Source organism: Rhodococcus sp. GXMU-t2271 (assembly GCF_041414735.1).
GTDB lineage: Bacteria > Actinomycetota > Actinomycetes > Mycobacteriales > Mycobacteriaceae > Rhodococcus > Rhodococcus indonesiensis.
In genome coordinates, this window is record NZ_JAUIZP010000043.1 from 1 (window position 1) to 18,770 (window position 18,770).

The 18,770-nt window shown below is 70.7% G+C and carries 17 protein-coding genes and 1 tRNA gene; 11 read left to right on the forward strand and 7 right to left on the reverse strand.

All coding sequences use genetic code 11. The annotated features are described in order from the left end of the window. Nucleotides 1–210 precede the first annotated feature (210 nt). Nucleotides 211–819, forward strand: coding sequence for a hypothetical protein (locus QYS60_RS16175; protein WP_371383719.1), 609 nt, complete (start codon nucleotides 211–213; stop codon nucleotides 817–819). A gap of 58 nt (nucleotides 820–877) precedes the next feature. On the opposite strand, the gene QYS60_RS16180 is transcribed toward QYS60_RS16175, so the two are convergent. Beyond that, nucleotides 878–2,014, reverse strand: a complete 1,137-nt coding sequence (locus tag QYS60_RS16180; protein WP_289381104.1) for a GIY-YIG nuclease family protein — start codon at nucleotides 2,012–2,014, stop codon at nucleotides 878–880. Between the two features lie 217 nt (nucleotides 2,015–2,231). Between QYS60_RS16180 and QYS60_RS16185 the strand changes: the two genes are divergently transcribed. Further along, entirely contained in the window at nucleotides 2,232–2,843 is a 612-nt protein-coding gene (locus QYS60_RS16185; protein WP_072786589.1) for a putative glycolipid-binding domain-containing protein, read from the forward strand. Here QYS60_RS16185 and QYS60_RS16190 read toward each other — a convergent pair. After that, the gene (locus QYS60_RS16190; protein WP_289381102.1) at nucleotides 2,840–4,198 is read right to left on the reverse strand and encodes an amidase; all 1,359 of its coding nucleotides are present in this window, start codon (nucleotides 4,196–4,198) and stop codon (nucleotides 2,840–2,842) included. The genes QYS60_RS16185 and QYS60_RS16190 overlap by 4 nt on opposite strands. Further along, the gene (locus tag QYS60_RS16195) at nucleotides 4,186–5,148 is read right to left on the reverse strand and encodes a prephenate dehydrogenase (RefSeq protein WP_371383649.1); all 963 of its coding nucleotides are present in this window, start codon (nucleotides 5,146–5,148) and stop codon (nucleotides 4,186–4,188) included. Before QYS60_RS16195 ends, QYS60_RS16190 begins: the two co-directional genes overlap by 13 nt. Before the next feature lie 48 nt (nucleotides 5,149–5,196). Here QYS60_RS16195 and QYS60_RS16200 point away from each other — a divergent pair, with 48 nt between their 5' ends. From QYS60_RS16200 to QYS60_RS16210, 3 genes are all read left to right on the forward strand, one after another. After that, on the forward strand, nucleotides 5,197–5,736 hold the full coding sequence (locus tag QYS60_RS16200) for a tRNA adenosine deaminase-associated protein (RefSeq protein WP_054374157.1): 540 nt from the start codon (nucleotides 5,197–5,199) through the stop codon (nucleotides 5,734–5,736). Next, entirely contained in the window at nucleotides 5,737–6,210 is a 474-nt protein-coding gene (locus tag QYS60_RS16205) for a nucleoside deaminase (RefSeq protein WP_003936920.1), read from the forward strand. Between the two features lie 45 nt (nucleotides 6,211–6,255). After that, nucleotides 6,256–6,346, forward strand: a tRNA-Ser gene (locus QYS60_RS16210). 68 nt (nucleotides 6,347–6,414) lie between these two features. On the opposite strand, the gene QYS60_RS16215 is transcribed toward QYS60_RS16210, so the two are convergent. Together QYS60_RS16215 and QYS60_RS16220 are read right to left on the reverse strand one after the other, a co-directional pair. Then, nucleotides 6,415–7,365, reverse strand: a complete 951-nt coding sequence (locus QYS60_RS16215) for a sterol desaturase family protein (protein WP_371383650.1) — start codon at nucleotides 7,363–7,365, stop codon at nucleotides 6,415–6,417. A gap of 76 nt (nucleotides 7,366–7,441) precedes the next feature. Then, on the reverse strand, nucleotides 7,442–8,017 hold the full coding sequence (locus QYS60_RS16220; protein ID WP_289380989.1) for a TetR/AcrR family transcriptional regulator: 576 nt from the start codon (nucleotides 8,015–8,017) through the stop codon (nucleotides 7,442–7,444). 94 nt (nucleotides 8,018–8,111) lie between these two features. Between QYS60_RS16220 and QYS60_RS16225 the strand changes: the two genes are divergently transcribed. From QYS60_RS16225 to QYS60_RS16250, 6 genes are all read left to right on the forward strand, one after another. Next, nucleotides 8,112–9,110, forward strand: a complete 999-nt coding sequence (locus QYS60_RS16225; RefSeq protein WP_371383651.1) for an ABC transporter permease — start codon at nucleotides 8,112–8,114, stop codon at nucleotides 9,108–9,110. A gap of 100 nt (nucleotides 9,111–9,210) precedes the next feature. Continuing rightward, nucleotides 9,211–9,672, forward strand: a complete 462-nt coding sequence (locus QYS60_RS16230) for an Rrf2 family transcriptional regulator (protein WP_003936914.1) — start codon at nucleotides 9,211–9,213, stop codon at nucleotides 9,670–9,672. Between the two features lie 96 nt (nucleotides 9,673–9,768). After that, the gene (locus QYS60_RS16235; protein WP_040782579.1) at nucleotides 9,769–10,365 is read left to right on the forward strand and encodes a TetR/AcrR family transcriptional regulator; all 597 of its coding nucleotides are present in this window, start codon (nucleotides 9,769–9,771) and stop codon (nucleotides 10,363–10,365) included. Between the two features lie 37 nt (nucleotides 10,366–10,402). Beyond that, on the forward strand, nucleotides 10,403–12,745 hold the full coding sequence (locus QYS60_RS16240; RefSeq protein WP_371383652.1) for an MMPL family transporter: 2,343 nt from the start codon (nucleotides 10,403–10,405) through the stop codon (nucleotides 12,743–12,745). A gap of 82 nt (nucleotides 12,746–12,827) precedes the next feature. Beyond that, entirely contained in the window at nucleotides 12,828–14,555 is a 1,728-nt protein-coding gene (locus QYS60_RS16245; RefSeq protein ID WP_289380980.1) for an ABC transporter ATP-binding protein, read from the forward strand. Next, nucleotides 14,552–16,483 (forward strand): ABC transporter ATP-binding protein, encoded by a 1,932-nt coding sequence (locus QYS60_RS16250; RefSeq protein WP_371383653.1) that lies wholly within the window; start codon nucleotides 14,552–14,554, stop codon nucleotides 16,481–16,483. Before QYS60_RS16245 ends, QYS60_RS16250 begins: the two co-directional genes overlap by 4 nt. A gap of 103 nt (nucleotides 16,484–16,586) precedes the next feature. Here QYS60_RS16250 and QYS60_RS16255 read toward each other — a convergent pair whose 3' ends face one another. Further along, entirely contained in the window at nucleotides 16,587–17,774 is a 1,188-nt protein-coding gene (locus QYS60_RS16255; protein ID WP_371383654.1) for an MFS transporter, read from the reverse strand. Nucleotides 17,775–17,841: 67 nt separating this feature from the next. Further along, entirely contained in the window at nucleotides 17,842–18,723 is an 882-nt protein-coding gene (locus QYS60_RS16260; protein WP_054374174.1) for a LysR family transcriptional regulator ArgP, read from the reverse strand. Between the last annotated feature and the right edge of the window lie 47 nt (nucleotides 18,724–18,770).

Here is an 18,770-nt window from a genome sequence, read left to right on the forward strand (position 1 = left end):
TACCGGAAGCCCCCCGACACTGTCGGGGGGCTTCCGGCATTTCCGCATGTTCCGGCCCGTCCGCTCTTGTCCGTGGTCCGGCACAGGCGAATCATTGACTCCACGGTGGTCGCGATCGCCGGCCGTCGGGTGACGTCGGCGGTGGACGGCGACGGGTCGGCCACGGAAATCGTTGGGTGCGGGCTCGTCCCGCACGCGGAGGCGATGGAGATGTTCATTCAGGTCTGGCAGGGAAAGGTCCGCGACGAGCAGGGGCTGAAGGCCTGCCTGCAGCGGTGGACGGACGAGCTGCGCCCGGGCGCGGTGGGCTATCTGGGCAGCACGTCGGGATTCAGCGACGACGGCACCTTCGTGTCGGTGGCGCGGTTCGAATCCGAGGAGGCGGCCCGCCGGAACAGCGAGCGACCGGAACAGGGCGAGTGGTGGGCCGAAGCGGAGCAGTGCTTCGACGGCGAGATCGTCGTCCATGACTGCCGTGACGTCGAGGTGTGGATGGAGGGTGGCTCCGACACCGCAGGGTTCGTTCAGGTGATGGAGGGGCACAGCCCCGATCTCGGGCGGATGAAGAGCCTGCTCGCGCAGGGCCAGGAACGGGTGCATCAGTTGCGCCCCGAGATCATCGGCGGCACGTTCGCCACCTACGGCGACGACGGATACGTCGAGACGGTGTACTTCTCGTCCGAGGACGAGGCGCGTGCCCACGAACGAATGGAGATTCCCGACGATCTGCGTCCACTGCTGGAGGAGGAGATGCGGCTACAGGGCGATGTGCACTACTACGACCTGCACGAACCCATTCTCACTTCGAGCGGCAGGTGATCCAGGAGAGCCGTCGGTAGGAAAGTCCGGGCCGTGACGACACGGCCCGGACAAGGGTTCAGGGTCTCGGCCTGTGGGGCAGGGCCCGGGTGAGCCGCGGCGCCCAGCCGTGGGACGGCCAACGCTTGAGCCCCAGCCGATCCGGCGTCAGGCGGGTGTCGACGAAGAGCTTCTCGAGTTCGGGATCGGCGTCCCCGAGGAAGCGGTAGAGGATGGTGCCGCCGTTGTCCTCGGTGCGGGACGCCGCTTCCCAGCCGGTTGCCCGGTAGGCGCCGCGGACGATGTTGTCCGCGACCACCAGGATCGGCAGGCCGTCGATCCGGCGTGCCGACGCTCCGGCCGGCCACGGACGGTCGGCGAGTCCACGGACCTGCTCGGCGGAAGCCGATTTCGCCTCGGTGATCCGGAGTACGACGCACGGCGTGGGCAGCTCGGGTGCGGCCTCCGCGGAGTACTGACGAATCAGCTCCTCGACGGGACGTGCCACCCGGTCGGATTCCTCGCTGGCGCCGACGAGATTGGTCAGCACGAATTCGCCGTCGTGCGGTTCGAGCAACCCCAGTACCGAGACGAGGGCCTGGGCGGTGAAGCCGGCGGCGTGATCGGCGTCGACGGCCGGGGCCACCCGGTCGGCCACGACGTAGTGACCTACCGAGTAGCCGGAGTCGTAGACGGCACGGATCCGGCGCACGGCTGCGTCGGCTTCGGGGGTCTGCGCGGGAGCGGCTTCGCCGCCGGCGGCGAGTTTGTGATCTTCGCCGAGCGCGGTCCACGTCAGGACGAACATCCGGTTCCCGCGGCCCTGTCCGACGTGCAGGACGGTATGGTCGCGCGGATCGACGAGGGCGTACACGTAGGCACCGAGCTGTTCGACGACCGTCGCCGGCAGCGGGTCCGGGGTGGGGGTGCGGTCGTCGACGTCGGTGACGATCTCGCGCAGGACGGCCAGTCGCAGTGCCACCGGCACGGTTCCGGCAGAGCCCCCGAACAGTTCACGGTTGGCTGCGTCCACGGAGGCGAAGGTGCGTCCGGTGTGGCGGGCCAGGGCGGCGAGCGCATGCGTGAACTCGGCGAGCCGCTGACGAGGGTCCGCGGCGGTGTCGGGCAGCTCGTTGCTGGTCAGGAACATCTGGATCTCGGGGGACTCCAGAAGGATCTGGGCGATGTTCTGAGGAACTGTCCACACGGTACGCATGAGGCGACTGTAGGCCAGTCTTTCCCGGGCAGCGGGTTACGTGCTCAAACGCGCTGCACAAGGATGTCGGTCACCGTGCGGTCACCGCATCGTGGTGTCGTGGACATGTCCCCGTGATGTGACGTCGGACACGTTCCGAGTGGTCGTGTGCTACACGAAGGGCACGATTCGCGGCACCCCTGCGCCTCGGGAGCGGCTCGTCGCTTAACGTAGACACGTGAGCATCCCAGTCCCCGATGCCGCGCGGTCTGCGGCGAGCCCAGCATCGAACTGGCCCGCGATTCTGACGTGGCGGGCGTACGACGTTCCTCGGATGGAATCGGTGCGTGTCCAACTGAGCGGCGATCGCATCAAGGCGGCGGGCCGGATCGTGGGCGCGCAGTGCGCGGAGCATCCCGCGTTCAGCGCGTCGTACGACCTCGTGACCGACGAGAACGGTGTCACGCGCCGGTTGTCGGTGCGCACCACCCTGGCCGCAGGTGAGAGGCACATGTCGATCAGCCGGTCCGAGGAGGGCATCTGGATGGTCGACAACGGCACCCAGCACCAGCGGTCGGCATTCGGCGGCGCACTCGACGTCGACGTCATCCTCAGCCCGTTCTTCAATGCTCTGCCGATCCGCCGCTACGGGCTGCAGTCCGGCGCGGACGAACTCGAGGTGCCCGTCGTCTACGTGAATCTGCTCGATCTCGGCATCGAGGAGGCCACCCTCGTCTACAGCAGCGCAGCCGACGGCATCCACGTCCTGTCCCCGGTGTCCAGTTCCTCGGTGACGGTCGACGGCGACGGCTTCGTCGTGAACTACCCCGGACTGGCGGGACGGATCTAGGACGGGTCGGTCAGGAGGTCGGTGCCGTCCACCGCCATCGCCAGTGCCAGAGCTGTGGACTCTCCGGGATGACTGCCGTGCCCGCTGGTCCCGGAGGTCAACCCGACCACCTGTACGCCGATGGGGAGATCACGGTCTCCTGGGGCAGGGACGGACACCGCCGGTACGCCCAGCACGCTGAACGGGATACACATCTGCAGCAGTGGCCCGCGGAGGGCGGCGGGATCGCTGTCGAGCGGGGCCGACCGTAGCGGGGTCGTGACGGTGATCAGCGCATCCAGCCCGTCGTCGCGCCGTAGCCGACGCAGGACGTCGCGGCGCAACCGGGCGGCCGCCCGCACGGCCCGGACGTAGTCCGTCGCCGGACGGTCCCGCTGAGCCGCGAGCAGCGCCGCGGTGGCCGGCTGGTAGAGGTCCGGGTCGTTCTCGAACCAGCGCTGATGGGTTTCGTACGCCTCCGAGCCGGTGACGACGGGATAGACGCCGAGGAGGTCGTCGGTTTCCGGCAGGGTCACGTCCCGCACCTCGGCACCGAGATCGCTGAGGGTGCGGCAGGCGTCGTCGAGCGCGGACTCGAATGCAGCGGGCACGTCCCAGATGCCGCCGCGCAGCCGTCCGACCCGCAGCCCCGAGACGGGCGTTCGCAGGTGCGCTATTCCGGGCAGCGCGCCCCAGGCCAGTGCCGCGTCGAGGACGTCGCGGGCGAGCAGACCCACGTGATCGAAGGTGGTGGACAGCGGGAAGACCCCGTCGACCGGCAACGCACCGAACGTGGGCTTGAGGCCGACGACTCCGCACAGCGCCGCCGGGGTGCGCACACTGCATCCGGTGTCGGTGCCCAGTGCCAGCGGCACGACGCCCTTGGCGACGAGCGCTGCCGACCCCGAGGACGAGCCACCGGTGATGCGGGTGGGATCGTGCGGGTGCCGGGCCGGTCCGGCCGCGTTGACCAGGCCGCTGGGCCCGTACGCGAACTCGTGCAGGTGCGTTTTGGCGACCACGACGGCGCCGGCCTCGCGGAGCCGCTCGACGATCCTGGCGTCCTGCGCGGCCGGCGCGACGTCGGCGAGGACGTTGCTGCCGCAGCGGGTCGGCATGCCCGCGACGTCGATGTTGTCCTTGACGGCGACGGCGACGCCGTGCAGCGGACCGATCCAGTTGCCGGCCGCGAGCTCGGCATCGGCGCGGGCCGCCGATTCGAGGGCCGCGGCATCGTTGCGGGCGGCCACGAGATTCGACCACGGTGTGCCGTCGAGCGCGTCGAGGTCGGCCAGCACCTGTCGGACGTGTTCGGTGGCGGTCAGCTCGCCTTTCGCGAGTGCCGCGGTGATGTCGCGCAGGGTCACCGCGTCCACACCTCGCCGCGACGGCCCGCCTCGCGCAGCCGGGCGAGCCAGTCCTCGTCGCCGGGGACGACGCCGGTGACGGGTCGGCGGTTGCGTTGCTCGAACCGTCGCCGGGCGGCGTGACCGGCGGCGGTCAGCTCGGCGGTGCTGCCGTCGGCGAGTTGTTCGCGAGCGACACGCAGCACCTCGAGGGTCTCGTCGAGGGCTGTGAGCAGCGCCGGGGCGTTGCCCTCACACATCGCGTCGACCAACGTGGGGGTGGTCCCGGCGACCCGGGTGCCGTCGCGGAACGATCCCGCCGCCAGGCCCAGCGCCAGGTCGCCGCCGGCGGCCCCGGACAGTGCCAGCGCCTCGGCAAGCAGATGGGGCAGGTGCGAGACGCGGGCGACCGCCGCGTCGTGCTCGCCCGATTCGGCGGGTACGACGACGGAACCGCAGTCGAGGGCGAGATCGGCGACCTGCGTCCACACGTCGGGATCGGTGTCGTCGTCGACGGTGACCACCCACACCGCGTCGCGGAACAGTTCCGCGAATCCCGCCGACCACCCGGACTCGGCGGTGCCGGCCATGGGATGGCCCCCGACGAAGCGTGCGGAGAGCCCGTGGGCGGCGACGAGGGCGGCGACCTGCGACTTGACGCTGACGACGTCGGTCAGGGCAACGTGCGGGGCGTGCTCGGCGACCGCTGTGAGCACGGCGCCGACCGCGGGCACGGGCACGGCGACGACGACGAGGGCGTCGCATTCTGCGGCGCGCCGCAACGTGGCCGGCAGGTCGGTGGAGGCGTCGAATCCGTCGGCGCGGGCGGCTTCGACGGGCTCCGATGAGCGGTTGTACCCCCAGGCCTCGCGGCCCGCGGCGACGGCCGCACGCAGCAACGATCCGCCGATCAGGCCGAGGCCGAGTACACACACGGGCGGGGTGGACGCGGAGGTGGGCACCCGACCAGGTTGGCACATCGCCCGCTGGACTTCATTCACGGGACCGCGCCGACTACCGTTGCGCCCATGGCTGCGCAGCGTGCGGGGAACAAGAGCCCTTCCGTGAGTTCGACTGAGGACCTCGACGGGTTCGGGGTCGCCGTGACGCGGGAGGACGGTCGCTGGAAGTGCAAGACACTGTCGGCGGCGGTGTTGACGAGCCTCGAGGTGGCCGACCGGGAGCTGCGCGAGTTGCGCAGCACCGGGGCGATCTTCGGGTTGCTCAACGTGGACGACGAGTTCTTCGTCATCGTCCGGCCGGCCCCGTCGGGCACGCGTCTGCTGCTGTCGGACGCGACGATGGCAGTCGACTACGACATCGCCGCCGACGTGCTCGATGCGCTGAACATCGAGATCCCGGACATCGACCCCGACGAGCTCGACGACATCGAGCCGTGGGAGGAGGGTGACCTGGGAATCCTGGCGGATCTGGGGCTGCCGGAGCCGGTGCTGGCGGTGATCGCCGCCGAGACCGACCTGTATCCGGACGAGCAGATCGACGAGATCGCCCAGCGACTCGGGTTCGACGATGTGCTCGCCACGGCGCTGGACAAGCTGCGCCGCTAGATGGGCCTGCGCGACGACGAGGCGATGATCCGGGCCGCGTTGGAGGCGGCCGCCGCGGCGCCGGCCGGGGACGTGCCGGTGGGTGCCGTCCTGTTCGCCGCCGACGGGACCGAATTGGCCCGGGCGGCGAATTCGCGGGAGGCGACGGGCGATCCGACGGCGCACGCGGAGATCCTTGCGTTGCGGGCGGCCGCGAAGGTGCACGGCGACGGCTGGCGCCTCGAGGGCACGACGCTGGCCGTGACGCTGGAGCCGTGCACGATGTGCGCGGGCGCGCTGGTGCTGGCCAGGGTGCATCGCGTGGTGTTCGGTGCATGGGAGCCGAAGACGGGCGCGGTGGGGTCGCTGTGGGACGTGGTGCGTGATCGTCGGCTCACCCATCGTCCGCAGGTGCGCGGCGGGGTGCTCGAGAAGGAATGTGCCGCGGTGCTCGAGGACTTCTTCCGCGCGCAGCGGCTCCCGGAACGCTCGTGACCTGGGGATTTCAACTCCGGGACCGAATCCGGTAAAGTCGTGGGCGGTGGCGTGTCCGAGCGGCCTAAGGAGCACGCCTCGAAAGCGTGTGACGGGTAACCCCCGTCCGAGGGTTCAAATCCCTCCGCCACCGCCAACAACGGCCCCGATCCGATTCACCGGATCGGGGCCGTTGTCGTTCTCGAATGCGCAGTTCTCGTCGGGTCACCCGGCGTGTCGCGACGACAACTGCGCACTCGCGACCGTGGCCGGGGGCGTCGGCGCCCAGCCGGGCGGACCGAACGTGTAGCCGAGCTTGTCGCGCAACCGCGCGGCAGCCCGCCAGTCACGCGCGATGGCCTGATATTCGTGCGTCTGCAGCCGCCAGATGTTGTAGGTGCCGACGGGCTTGGTGAGTCCGTACGTGGGGCGGTGGGTCTCGCGGCGGAAGGTGCCGAACAGGCGGTCCCAGATGATCAGGATGCCGCCGTAGTTGCGGTCGAGGTATTCGGGGTCGCAGCCGTGGTGCACCCGATGGTGCGACGGGGTGTTGAAGACGAACTCGACGGGCCGGGGCAGCGTGCCCACCCGTTCGGTGTGCACGAAGAACTGGTACACGAGCGAGACGGAGAATCCGACGAACACCATCCACGGCGGGATGCCGAGGAAGGGCAGCGGCAGCCACATGAGGATCTCGCCGCTGTTGTTCCACTTCTGGCGCAGGGCGGTGGCGAAGTTGAAGTACTCGCTCGAGTGGTGCGCCTGGTGGGTGGCCCACACGAGCCGCACCCGGTGCGCCGTCCGGTGGTACCAGTAGTAGAGCAGGTCGATACCGAGGAGCAGGATCACCCACGTGTACCAGGCGTTCGCCGGTAGGTGCCACGGCGCGAGATACACCCAGATCGCCGAGTAGCCGACGAGAGCCAGCACCTTCCAGGCGGCGCTGGTGCCGATGGAGACGAGTCCCATGGAGATGCTCGTGCGTGCGTCACGGGCCTCGTAGCCTCCGCGGGGCGGGCGGGTGTGCCCGTCGGCGCCGGGTTCGACGTGCTCGAGCGCGCGCGCGGCGGCCCATTCGAGCGCGAGGAACAGCAGGAACGCCGGGATGGCCAGCGCGACGGGGTCGTGCAGGGGCTCGAGCAGCGACGCCCAGGATGCCGTCAGGGTCTCCCACATGCGGTCCTCCGGGAGTGATGTGAACAGGCGTCCAATCTACCGGAATGTGGTTCCGGTCACTACGGAGGTCCGGCGGTCAGTGGGGCAGCGGCCGGCCGTCCGGCCGCAGGCCGGCGAGGTAGATCGCGATCATCCGGGGCACGAGGGCGGGCACGACCTCGTCGACGAACTGCACGTGGGGGCGGGTGAGCCGGGCGATCGCCATGATCACCTCGATCGGCTGGACGTCGTCGCGGACGAGGCCGGCTCGCTGTGCGGTGTGGACGAGTTCGGTGACGCGCGCCTTGGTGTCCTCCCGGACCTCGAGGACGTCACCGGGCAGTTCCCGGTAGCTCTCGACGATGAGCGCCGGGATCAGGGCGCCGAGCCGCAACCGGACGGCGGTGCCGACGAATTCCGTCCAGGCACGTTCGGGGTCCGAGGCCATCGCGGCGAGGGCGTGCTCGGCGGCCGCGCCCGCCTCGGTGAGGGTACGACGGGCCACCGCATGGGCGAGATCGTCGCGCGTGGGGAAGTTGCGGTAGAGGGTGGCGATGCCGACGCCGGCACGCTCGGCGATGGCGTCGAGGGGCGCGTCGTGTCCCCGTTCGGCGAGCACGTCGCGGGCGGCGAGGATCAGGGCCTCGCGTCGGCGGGCGGCGTCGGCGCGCATGCAGTCTCCTGTGGTCGGCGGGTTGACACCCACTCCTAGCGGAGGAATATACTCCACATAAACGGAGAGCGATCCTCCACTTCAAGGAGTCGTCATGGCCGCCTCGACCTCCGCCCCGGACCCCACCACCGCCCGGCACGCCCCGCCGGACGCCGTGCGTGTCGTCGGCGTCGTGCTTGCGCTCACCGCCGTGATCGCCCTGATGCTGTTCGCCTTCGCCGCCCCGGCGGTCGAGAGCGGTCCGCACGGGCTGAAGATCGGGGTGGTCGGACCGGATCCGGCCGTCGCCCGGATCGAGGCCGGTCTCGCCGATGCCCGGCCCGGCGCGTTCTCGCCGCAGCGATATGCCGACGTGGAGGCGCTGCGCACGGCGATCGAGCAGCGTGAGGTCGTCGGCGGTCTCGCCGTCGAACCGGACGGGCCCGCGATGTATGTCGCCGGCGCGGGCGGAGCCCCGGTCGCGCAGGTGCTGACCGCCACGGCCGCCGGACTGTCGCAGACGCTCGGCCGGCCCGTCCCCGTACGCGACGTCGTGCCACTGCCCGCCGACGACCCGGCCGGGGCCGGCCTGAACTCGCTGGCCCTGCCCCTGGTCCTCGGCGGTCTGGTACCGGCGATCGCTCTCGTCAGGTTGTTCGCCGGGCGCGTCGGCCTGCGAGTGCTCGGCGCGATCGGCTTCGCGGTGCTCGCGGGGCTGACTCTCACCGCCGTTCTGCAGTTCGGGTTCGGCAGCCTGACCGGGAACTACTGGGCGACCGCGGCGGCGCTCACGCTGAGCCTGGCCGCCGTCTCGCTGCCTCTGCTGGGCCTCGAGTCGCTCTTCGGTCTGCCCGGCTTCGGTGCCGGTGCGGTCCTGATGATGTTTCTCGGCAACCCGCTGTCGGGCTTCGCGACCACCGCGGCGTGGTTGCCGCAGGGATGGGGTGCCTTCGGCCAGTTGCTGCCACCGGGCGCCGCGGGGACCGCGGTCCGCTCGGTCGCGTTCTTCGACGGGCACGGCGGTGGGACGGCGGTGCTGGTGCTGAGCGCATGGGTCGTCGTCGGGCTCGCGCTGTGTGCAGTCTCGGCACGCCGGCGCACGGTCGCCGCGTGACCCCGATCGCCGGACGGGGCTCGCGCGCTTTTCCCCCGGTTTGGTAGGAATTCTGTGTCCGTCACCGCCGGCGGCGCAGGGTCGAACCGAGGAGCGCGACGTGCACATCACCGCCCGGGTGGACTATGCCGTGCGCACGCTGCTCGAACTCGCGGCGGCAGGCGAGGCGCCCGCCAAGGCCGAGAACCTGGCGCGGGCGCAGAATATCCCGCACAAGTTCCTCGAGGCGGTGCTCGGCGACCTGCGCCGGGGCGGTCTGGTGCACAGTCGCCGTGGCCCGGAGGGCGGGTACTGGCTGGCGCGCCCGGCCGAGGAGATCTCCGTCGCGGACATCATCCGCACGGTGGAGGGCCCGCTCGCGTCGGTGCGTGGCCAGCGGCCGGAGGATGTGGTCTACACCGGACCGGCCGAACGCCTGCGCGACGTGTGGATCGCGGTGCGGGTGAACCTGCGGGCCGTCCTCGAGGAAGTCACCCTCGCCGACGTCGTCGCGGACGATCTGCCACGGTTCGTATCCGACCTGACCGCCGACCCGGGCGCCTGGGAGCGTCGCCGCACGTGAGCGCCGCCACACCGCTCGGAGGGGTGTGGGCAAACGCATATTTTTGCAGGACTCTGCAAATTTGCAGGACTCTGCAAGGTGCGTACCGTGGAAGACGTGACCACTTCGCCCGGCCTGCGCGACCGCAAGAAGGCCGCCACGCGAGCAGCGCTCGTCGCGGCCGCGGCCGATCTTGCGCGGGAGAAGGGACTCGACGGTGTCACCGCCGACGCCATCGCCGCCCGGGCCGGGGTGTCCACCCGCACGTTCCACAACTACTTCGCCGGCAAGGAAGAGGCCGTCCTCGCACACCTCGAGGGGTTGGTGCACGCGTGGGTCGGGCGCCTGCACGCGCGGCCCGCCGGTGAGCCCGTGTGGGAATCGATGGAAGCCGTTGCACGGGAGATAGTTTCGGATCCCGGCGGGGACTTCGTGGAACTGTGCACGACCATGGAGCTGCTCGAACAGAGCCCCGCCCTGCTGGCGCGCCGGGTCGAGATGGAAGTGCGCGCCTCGCAACTGCTCGTCGAGGCCATCGCCGAGCGCACCGGCACCGACCCCCGGGTCGACCTGTATCCGAGTCTGGTCCGCTACGCCGCGGTCTCGGCCATGAAGTCGGCAGTCGAACTGTGGCTCGCCGGCACCTCGGGGGCGACGTCCCCCGAGGAGCTCGTCCTAGCCGCCTTCGAGCAACTGCGACAAGGCCTTTCCTAAGACATCTGCACGACACATCCGGAAGACGAGGTTCCCCGTGGCGACCTATCTCTATCGGATCGGCAAGTTCGCCTATCGGCGAAAAGGCACGGTCCTCTCCCTCTGGCTGGCGATCCTCGTCCTCTTCGGGGTGGGTGCGGCCACCCTGTCCGGACCGACGACGGACTCGTTCTCCATCCCGGGCACCCCCGCGCAGCAGACGCAGGACCTGCTCGCCGAACGGTTCCCGAACGCCGCGGACCCGACGAACGCGCTCAGCGCGCGCTACGTGTTCGCCGCCCCCGACGGGCAGACCCTCGACGAGCCGGACAACCTCGCGGCGATGAACGAGGTGCTCGCGGCGATCCGCGGCATCGACAAGGTGACCGCCGCCGCCAAGATCGACCCGGCCGTCGCCACCCCCGAGCAGCAGGCCGCCGTCCTCGTCGACCCCGTCACCGCGAACGCCGGTCTCGTCGAACGAATGAAGGCCGCCGCGGAGCAACAGGGCAAGCCGGAGGAGACCGCGCTCGCCGATGCGGCCGCGCTGTCGCCGCTGAGCCCGGACCGCACCGTCGGCTTCGTCACCGTCCCGTTCGAGGGCGGCTTCGGCGACGTCGACGACACGATGCGCGAGCAGATCGCCGCGGCCGCGGAGATCGGCCGGGACGCGGGCCTGAACGTCCAGGTCAGCGGCACCGCCGCCGCGGAGGCCGAGATGCCCGGTGGCGTCACCGAACTCATCGGCATCGGCATCGCCGCCGTCGTCCTCGCCATCACCTTCGGCTCGCTCGTCGCCGCGGGCCTGCCGTTGATCACCGCCATCATCGGCATCGCCATCGGCAGCCTCGGCATCACCGTCGCCACCGGCTTCGCCGACCTGAGCTCGATGACCCCGACGCTGGCGATCATGATCGGTCTCGCCGTCGCGATCGACTACTCGCTGTTCATCGTCTCCCGGTTCCGCCACGAGATCACCGTCACCGCCGACCGGGCGGAGGCGGCCGGACGTGCCGTGGGCACCGCAGGCTCGGCCGTCGTGTTCGCCGGCCTGACCGTGATCATCGCCCTGATGGCGCTGAGCGTGGTGGGGATCCCGTTCCTGTCCGCGATGGGATACGCGGCCGCCTTCACCGTGTTCATCGCCGTGCTCATCGCGATCACCCTGCTGCCCGCGATCCTCGGCCTGTTCGGGCGCAAGGCGTTCGCCGGCCGTATCCCGGGCCTGAAGGACCACGATCCGGAGGCCGACACCGACACGCCGAGCGCCGCTCAGCGCTACATCCGCTGGTCCACCGGCAAGCCGCTGATCCCGCTCGTCGCCGGCGTCCTGCTGCTCGGTCTGCTCGCGCTGCCCGGCGCGAACCTGCAGCTGGCGCTGCCCACCGAAGCGACCGGTGACCCGAAGACCAGCGCCCGGCAGGCCTACGACCTCGTGAACGAGGGCTTCGGTCCCGGCCGCAACGGTCCGCTGCTCGTCGTCGCCGACGCCCGGGAGGCCACCGTCGCGCCGCAGGAGGCGTTCGGTGCGGTCGTGCAGCGTCTGTACGAGCAGGACGAGGTGGTCAACGTCCAGGTCGTCGCCGTCGACCAGGCCGGTGACACGGCGCAGATCATGGTCACGCCGCGGTCGGGCCCCAGCGAGCCGGCGACGATGGAGCTGGTGTCGAGCATCCGCGACCAGGAGGCGCAGCTCGACGACGAGATCGGTGTTTCCTACGGCGTCACCGGACAGACCGCCCTCGAGGGCGACGTGTCGGAGACGCTGCAGAGCGCACTCGTGCCGTACCTCGCGGTGGTCGTGGGGCTCGCGTTCATCCTGCTGATGCTCGTCTTCCGCTCGATCCTGGTGCCGCTGACCGCGACCCTCGGGTTCCTGCTCAGCGTCCTGGCGACGTTCGGCGCGACCGTGGCGGTCTTCCAGGAGGGCTGGGGCGGGCTCGTCTCCAACCCGCAGCCGATCGTCAGCTTCATGCCGATCTTCCTCATCGGTGTGGTGTTCGGGTTGGCGATGGACTACCAGGTCTTCCTGGTGACCCGCATGCGGGAGGAATTCGTCCACGGCGCCTCCGCGAAGGAAGCCGTGCGGATCGGCTTCGCCCACGGCGCCCGGGTGGTCACGGCCGCCGCGGTCATCATGATCTCGGTGTTCGCGGCCTTCATCGCCGAGCCGAACTCGTTCATCAAGTCGATCGGCTTCGCCCTCGCCGCGGCCGTGTTCTTCGACGCGTTCGTCGTGCGCATGGTGATCATCCCGGCGGTGATGGCGCTTCTCGGCGACAAGGCCTGGTGGCTGCCGAAGTGGCTCGACCGCATCCTGCCGAACGTGGACGTCGAGGGCGAGAAGCTCCGCCGTGAGCTGACCGCCCCCGAGCCCACCCGCGAGCCGGCGCACACATGACCGGGCCCGGGCACCTCTTCCCCTCCCGCAGGAGCGGAAAAGGTGCCGGGAACCGGGCCGCTGCACCGGTAGCGTGGTGATCATGCTGGTCCGGTTGCTCCTGCGGTTCCTGCGCCCGCACCGCGGGGCGCTGCTCGCGGTGGTGCTGCTGCAGACGGTCGCCACCGGCACCATGCTGATCCTGCCGGCGCTCAACGCCGACCTGATCGACTACGGCGTCGCCCGCGGCGACATCGGCTACATCCTGTCCACCGGCGCGGTGATGCTGGCGATCAGCTCGGTGCAGATCGGCTGCTCGATCGGTTCGGTGTACTTCGCGGCGCGCACGGCCATGGCGGTCGGCCGCGACGTGCGGCTGGCCGTGCTCCGCCGCGTCGGCGGGTTCTCCGCCCGCGAGTTCGGCCGGTTCGGTGCGCCGTCGCTCATCACCCGCAACACCAACGACGTGCAGCAGGTGCAGATGCTCGTGCTGATGAGCTGCACCATCGTGGTGATGGCCCCGATCATGGGCATCGGGGGCATCGTCATGGCGCTGCGCGAGGACGTCGGCACGTCGCTGGTGCTCGTCGCCGCCGTGCCCGTTCTCGCGGTCACCATGTTCGTCCTGATCGCCCGGATGGTGCCGGCCTTCCGCGTGATGCAGGTGCGCATCGACGCCGTCAACCGGATTCTCCGCGAACAGATCACCGGGATCCGCGTGGTGCGGGCATTCGTCCGCGAGCACACCGAGCGGGAGCGATTCGAGGTCGCCAACGCGGAACTGACCGACACCGCGCTGCACGTCGGCCGCATCAACGCGCTGCTGTTCCCGCTCGTGATGCTCATCGCCAACGCCACGAGCGTGGCCGTGCTGTGGTTCGGCGGCCACCGGATCGACACCGGCGACATGCAGGTCGGGTCTCTCACCGCGCTGCTGAGCTACATCATGCAGATCCTCATGGCGGTCATGATGACGTCGTTCGTGGCGATGATGGCGCCGCGCGCGGCAGTGTGCGCCGAGCGGATCCTCGACGTGCTCGACACCGAGTCGTCGCTGCCGACGCCGGCCCGGCCCGTCCGTACCCTCGGCTCACCCGTGACCCTCGAGCTGCGGAGCGCGGCGTTCGCGTACCCCGGTGCCGACGCGCCCGTCCTGCGCGACGTGACGTTCCGGGCCGAACCCGGCAGCACGACCGCCGTGATCGGCGGTACCGGCTCCGGCAAGACGACCCTGCTCCGGCTGATCCCGCGGCTGATCGACGTCACCGCCGGCTCGGTCCTGGTGGGCGGCACCGACGTGCGTGACCTGGATCCGCAGGTGCTGCGCGCCGCGATCGGTCTCGTACCGCAGCGGGCGTACCTGTTCTCCGGGACCGTCGCCGAGAACCTGCGGTACGGCCGCGCCGACGCCACCGACGACGAACTCTGGCACGCCCTCGAGGTCGCACAGGCGGCGGACTTCGTCCGGGCGATGCCGGCGGGACTCGACACCCTCGTCGCCCAGGGCGGCACGACGGTCTCGGGCGGGCAGCGCCAGCGCCTGGCCATCGCCCGGGCACTGGTCCGCCGGCCGTCGATCTACCTGTTCGACGACGCGTTCTCGGCCCTGGATCAGGCCACCGACGCGCGGCTGCGGGAGGCACTGTTCCCGGAGACCCGCGATGCGTGCGTCGTGGTCGTCGCGCAACGGGTGTCCACGGTGCTCGACGCCGACCGCATCGTCGTTCTGGACGGCGGGGCCGTCGTCGGCTCGGGCACGCATCTGGAGCTGCTCGCGAGCTGCCCGACCTACGCCGAGATCGTCGAGTCGCAGCGCATGGTGAACGCATGACCGAGCGCAAGGAGGCGGGACCGCGGCTCGGGGGTGTGGACCCGGGCGCACCGGAGAACCGGGCGCGACAGAAGTGGCCGGCCACCAAACGGCTCGTCGGCCTGTTGCGGCCGCATCGGTGGGCCGCATCCGCGGTGCTCGTCCTGGCCGTGCTCGGGGTGGTGGCGTCGTCGGTGGCGCCCCGGGTTCTCGGTCACGCGACCGACCTGATCTTCAGCGGGGTGATCGGCCGGCAGCTGCCCGCCGGGCTGTCGAAGGAGCAGGCCGTCGAGGCGCTGCGCGCGCAGGGACGCGACCAGTTCGCGGAGATGGTGTCGGCGATGTCGCTCGTGCCGGGCGCGGGCATCGACTTCGCCGCCCTCGGCCGCACCCTCGTGTTCGTACTCGCGCTGTATCTGCTGTCGTCGGGCCTGATCTGGCTGGCGGCGTACGGACTCAACGAGATCGTCCAGCGCGTCATCCGCGACCTGCGCTCGCGGGTGGAACGCAAGGTGCATGCGCTGCCGCTGCGTTATTTCGACTCCCACTCCCGCGGTGACCTGCTCAGCCGCGTCACCAACGACATCGACAACATCTCGCAGGGTCTGCAGCAGTCGATCAGCCAGCTGGTGCTGGCGGTGCTCACCCTGATCGGCCTCGTGGTGATGATGGTGTGGATCTCGCCGCTGCTCGCACTCGTCGCCATCCTCATGGTGCCGGCGTCGGTGGTGGTGACCGCAGTGGTGGCGAAGCGGTCGAAGCGGCACTTCGTGACCCAGTGGAAGACCACCGGCAACCTCAACGGTCAGATCGAGGAGGCCTTCACCGGCCACGAACTCGTCACCGCGTTCGGCCGCACCGCCGAGGTCGAGCGCCGCTTCACCGAAACCAACGACGAATTGTTCCGGGCCGGGTTCCGGGCCCAGTTCGTCTCCGGACTGGTGATGCCGCTGGTGATGTTCATGAGCAACCTCAGCTACGTCGCGATCGCCGTGCTCGGCGGACTGCGGGTCGCGTCGGGCACCGTCAGTCTCGGCGAGGTGCAGGCCCTGATCCAGTACTCGCGCCAGCTCGGTCAGCCGCTCGGTCAGATCGGCGCGATGGTCAATCTGCTGCAGTCCGCGGCGGCGTCCGCCGAGCGGGTCTTCGAGATCCTCGACGAACCCGAGCAGGAACCCGATCCGCCGGCTCCCGTCACTCCGTGGGGGCGGTACGGCCTGGTCGAGTTCGAGGACGTCTCGTTCTCGTACCTGCCGGAGCAGCCGCTGATCGAGCATCTCGACCTGCGGGTCGAGCCGGGGCAGATGGTCGCGATCGTCGGACCGACCGGCGCCGGCAAGACCACGCTGGTGAACCTGATCCTGCGCTTCTACGAACTGGATTCGGGACGGATCCTCGTCGACGGCGTGGACGTCACGACCATGAGCCGCGACGAGCTGCGCTCGCGCATCGGGATGGTGCTGCAGGACACCTGGCTGTTCGGCGGCACCATCCGCGACAACATCGCCTACGGCCGGCCGGACGCCACCGAGGACCAGATCCTCGAGGCCGCACGCATCAGCTACGTCGACCGGTTCGTGCGGTCCCTGCCCGACGGCTACGACACCGTGATCGACGAGGATGCCGGCAACATCAGCGCGGGGGAGCGGCAGCTGATCACCACCGCCCGCGCCTTCCTCGCGCAACCGTCCATCCTGATCCTCGACGAGGCCACCAGCTCGGTCGACACCCGCACCGAGCTGCTCGTGCAGCACGCGACGGCGGTACTGCGCCGGGACCGCACCAGTTTCGTGATCGCGCATCGGCTCTCGACCATCCGCGACGCGGACCGGATCGTGGTGATGGAACACGGACGCATCGTGGAACAGGGCACGCACGACGAACTCCTCCGAGCGGGCGGTGCCTACTTCCGGTTGTACGACGCGCAGTTCCGCGCCCTCGTGGAGTGACGGGCGGCAGGATCGCCGCGCCGAGTGTGGATCCGCGCCCGGCACAGCCGGAGCGGATTCCGGACCGGCGAGCAAATTCCCGGCGGGGAGGCCGGATCGTCCTTCACCCGCGCGTCACGTCCACGGCCCGGGGGTGCTCGGCGACGGCCAACCGGCGGGCCCGCACCAGCGCGACGGCGAACGCCGGGACGGCGAGCGCGAACAGCGGCAGGCTCGCGCCGGTGGCGGGTTCGAGCACCACGAGCAGCACCGGCAGCGCGAAGCCGAGGTAGGTGCCGACGTAGAAGACGCCGGTCAGCGTCCCACGTGAGGTCTTCGGCGCGAGCGACTCGAGGTCGAGCAGGCCCTCGCGCAGGCACAGCCCGTACGCCACCCCGAGCACGGGTGCCGCGACGGGCAGCAACCACAGCGGCGGGTGCGTCCCGCCGGCGCCGACGAGGAGGAACCCGAGCCCCGCGAGGACGGCGCCGACCGTCCCGGCCTGCGGTCCCCACTCGCGTCGCCGTGCCGCCGCCTGCACGACGATCCCGGAGCCCAGGGCGAGCAGCGCCGCGGCGCCGGTCAGGGCCGGACCTGCGTACTCGCTCGAGATCCTGGCCGGGAAGGTCACGAATGCGACTGTGACGCAGGCGAACACCCAGGGCGCCAGCGGCAACGACCAGGACAGCGCGCCGGCGACCGACCGGTCGTGCCCCGGCACGACCGGTTGCAGTTCCGCCGCCGCGTAGTGCGCGGACCGGCTCCACACCGCCGCGGCGGCGACAGCCGCCGCCGACAGCACGGCCGAGAGCACGAAGGGGAGAGAGAGCGGTCGCGGACCGAACTCGGCGAGCAGACCGGACACGAAGGGCCCCAGGGCGAATCCGGAGCTGAGGGCGACGCCGGCGAGCACCGTGCCGACCTTCCCGCGCAGATCCGTGGCCCACGCCGTACCCGCACCGATGGCCAGCCCTGCGCCGATCCCGACGACGAGACGGCCCGCGACGAGTCCGGCGGCGTCGTGCCGGACGAGCAGCAGCACGGTACCGGCGAGGGCGATCGTCGCGCCGGGGAGCACCACCGCGGCTCGGCCGACCCGGTCCGAGAGAGCGCCGCCGCCGACGAGCCCGGGCAGCAGTCCGAGCGCATAGATGCCGAACACCGCGTCGAGCAGTGCGCGCGAGAGTCCTTCGTGCTCGCGCAGGACGGGGATCATCGCGGCGAAGTGGTTCGCGGCCCATCCGGTGGTGACGAGGACGGCCAGCACGCCGGCCAGGGCCCGGCTCAGCTGTCGTGCCGATGCTGCGGTCATCCGTCTGTCCTCTCGTCGGGGCCGACCCGTCACGCTAACCGATCGGCCGCTCGGGCCGGACCGGCGGTCAGCGCAGCACCTCCCCGGCGGTCCGCCGGACGACGTCGGTGAGTGCGTCGAGGACCGGCGACTCGAGCCGCCAGCGCTGCCAGTACAGCGGCACGTCGAACGGATCGTCCGCGGCGAGGAACACGAGTCCGTCGGTGTGGGTGAGCATCGGTTCCGGCAGCATGCCCCAGCCCAGACCGAGCCGCGCAGCCTCGACGAACTCGGCGGCGCCCGGCACGTAGTGCCGCGGCGGATCGAGGCGGTGCCGGGTGCGGCGCCGCAGGAACCGGTCCTGCAGGTCGTCCTTGCGGTCGAAGGTGAGCATCGGGGCGTGCCGCAGGGCCTCGGCGTCCGGTCCGCCGGGAAACCAGCGGTCCGCGAAGTCGATGCTCGCCATGGCGTGATACCGCATGGCGCCGAGCTTTTCGGAGACGCATCCCTGCACCGGTTCGGGCACCGACGTCACGGCGGCCATCGCGGTGCCGTCCCGCAGCCGCGCGGGGGCGTGGTACTCGTCCTCCCGGTGCAGTTCGAACAGGGCGCGGTGGCGCTCGGGCATGCGGGCCAGGGCGCGCAGCATCCACGTCGACATCGAGTCGGCGTTGACGACCAGGGGAACCGACACGTACTCGTCCCGGCCGGCGGTGAGGCCGAGTGCCTCGGCGGTGTCCTGCTCGAGGCGCGCCACCTGACGGGCCAGTCGCATCACGGCCTCACCGGCGGCCGTCGCGGACACCGGCCTGGTGCGCCGCACCAGGACCCGGCCGACGTGCTGCTCGAGCGCCTTGATCCGCTGGCTCACCGCGGAGGGGGTGAGGCGCAGCGCCGCGGCCGCGCCGTCGAAGGTGCCTTCGTCCAGCACCGCGGCGAAGGTCCGCAGCTGCGCGAAGTCCAGATCCACGTGAAGAAACTCTAACGGTAGTGAAGAAAAATCAACTGTTCTTCATC

What these genes read in the sequence shown, in the direction of transcription:
- QYS60_RS16175 (WP_371383719.1), top strand. Translation starts at nt 211, where the DNA reads ATGTTCATTCAGGTCTGGCAGGGAAAGGTCCGCGACGAGCAGGGGCTG.
- QYS60_RS16180 (WP_289381104.1), bottom strand. Translation starts at nt 2,014, where the DNA reads ATGCGTACCGTGTGGACAGTTCCTCAGAACATCGCCCAGATCCTTCTG.
- QYS60_RS16195 (WP_371383649.1), bottom strand. Translation starts at nt 5,148, where the DNA reads ATGTGCCAACCTGGTCGGGTGCCCACCTCCGCGTCCACCCCGCCCGTG.
- QYS60_RS16200 (WP_054374157.1), top strand. Translation starts at nt 5,197, where the DNA reads ATGGCTGCGCAGCGTGCGGGGAACAAGAGCCCTTCCGTGAGTTCGACT.
- QYS60_RS16205 (WP_003936920.1), top strand. Translation starts at nt 5,737, where the DNA reads ATGGGCCTGCGCGACGACGAGGCGATGATCCGGGCCGCGTTGGAGGCG.
- QYS60_RS16215 (WP_371383650.1), bottom strand. Translation starts at nt 7,365, where the DNA reads ATGTGGGAGACCCTGACGGCATCCTGGGCGTCGCTGCTCGAGCCCCTG.
- QYS60_RS16220 (WP_289380989.1), bottom strand. Translation starts at nt 8,017, where the DNA reads ATGCGCGCCGACGCCGCCCGCCGACGCGAGGCCCTGATCCTCGCCGCC.
- QYS60_RS16225 (WP_371383651.1), top strand. Translation starts at nt 8,112, where the DNA reads ATGGCCGCCTCGACCTCCGCCCCGGACCCCACCACCGCCCGGCACGCC.
- QYS60_RS16245 (WP_289380980.1), top strand. Translation starts at nt 12,828, where the DNA reads ATGCTGGTCCGGTTGCTCCTGCGGTTCCTGCGCCCGCACCGCGGGGCG.
- QYS60_RS16250 (WP_371383653.1), top strand. Translation starts at nt 14,552, where the DNA reads ATGACCGAGCGCAAGGAGGCGGGACCGCGGCTCGGGGGTGTGGACCCG.
- QYS60_RS16255 (WP_371383654.1), bottom strand. Translation starts at nt 17,774, where the DNA reads ATGACCGCAGCATCGGCACGACAGCTGAGCCGGGCCCTGGCCGGCGTG.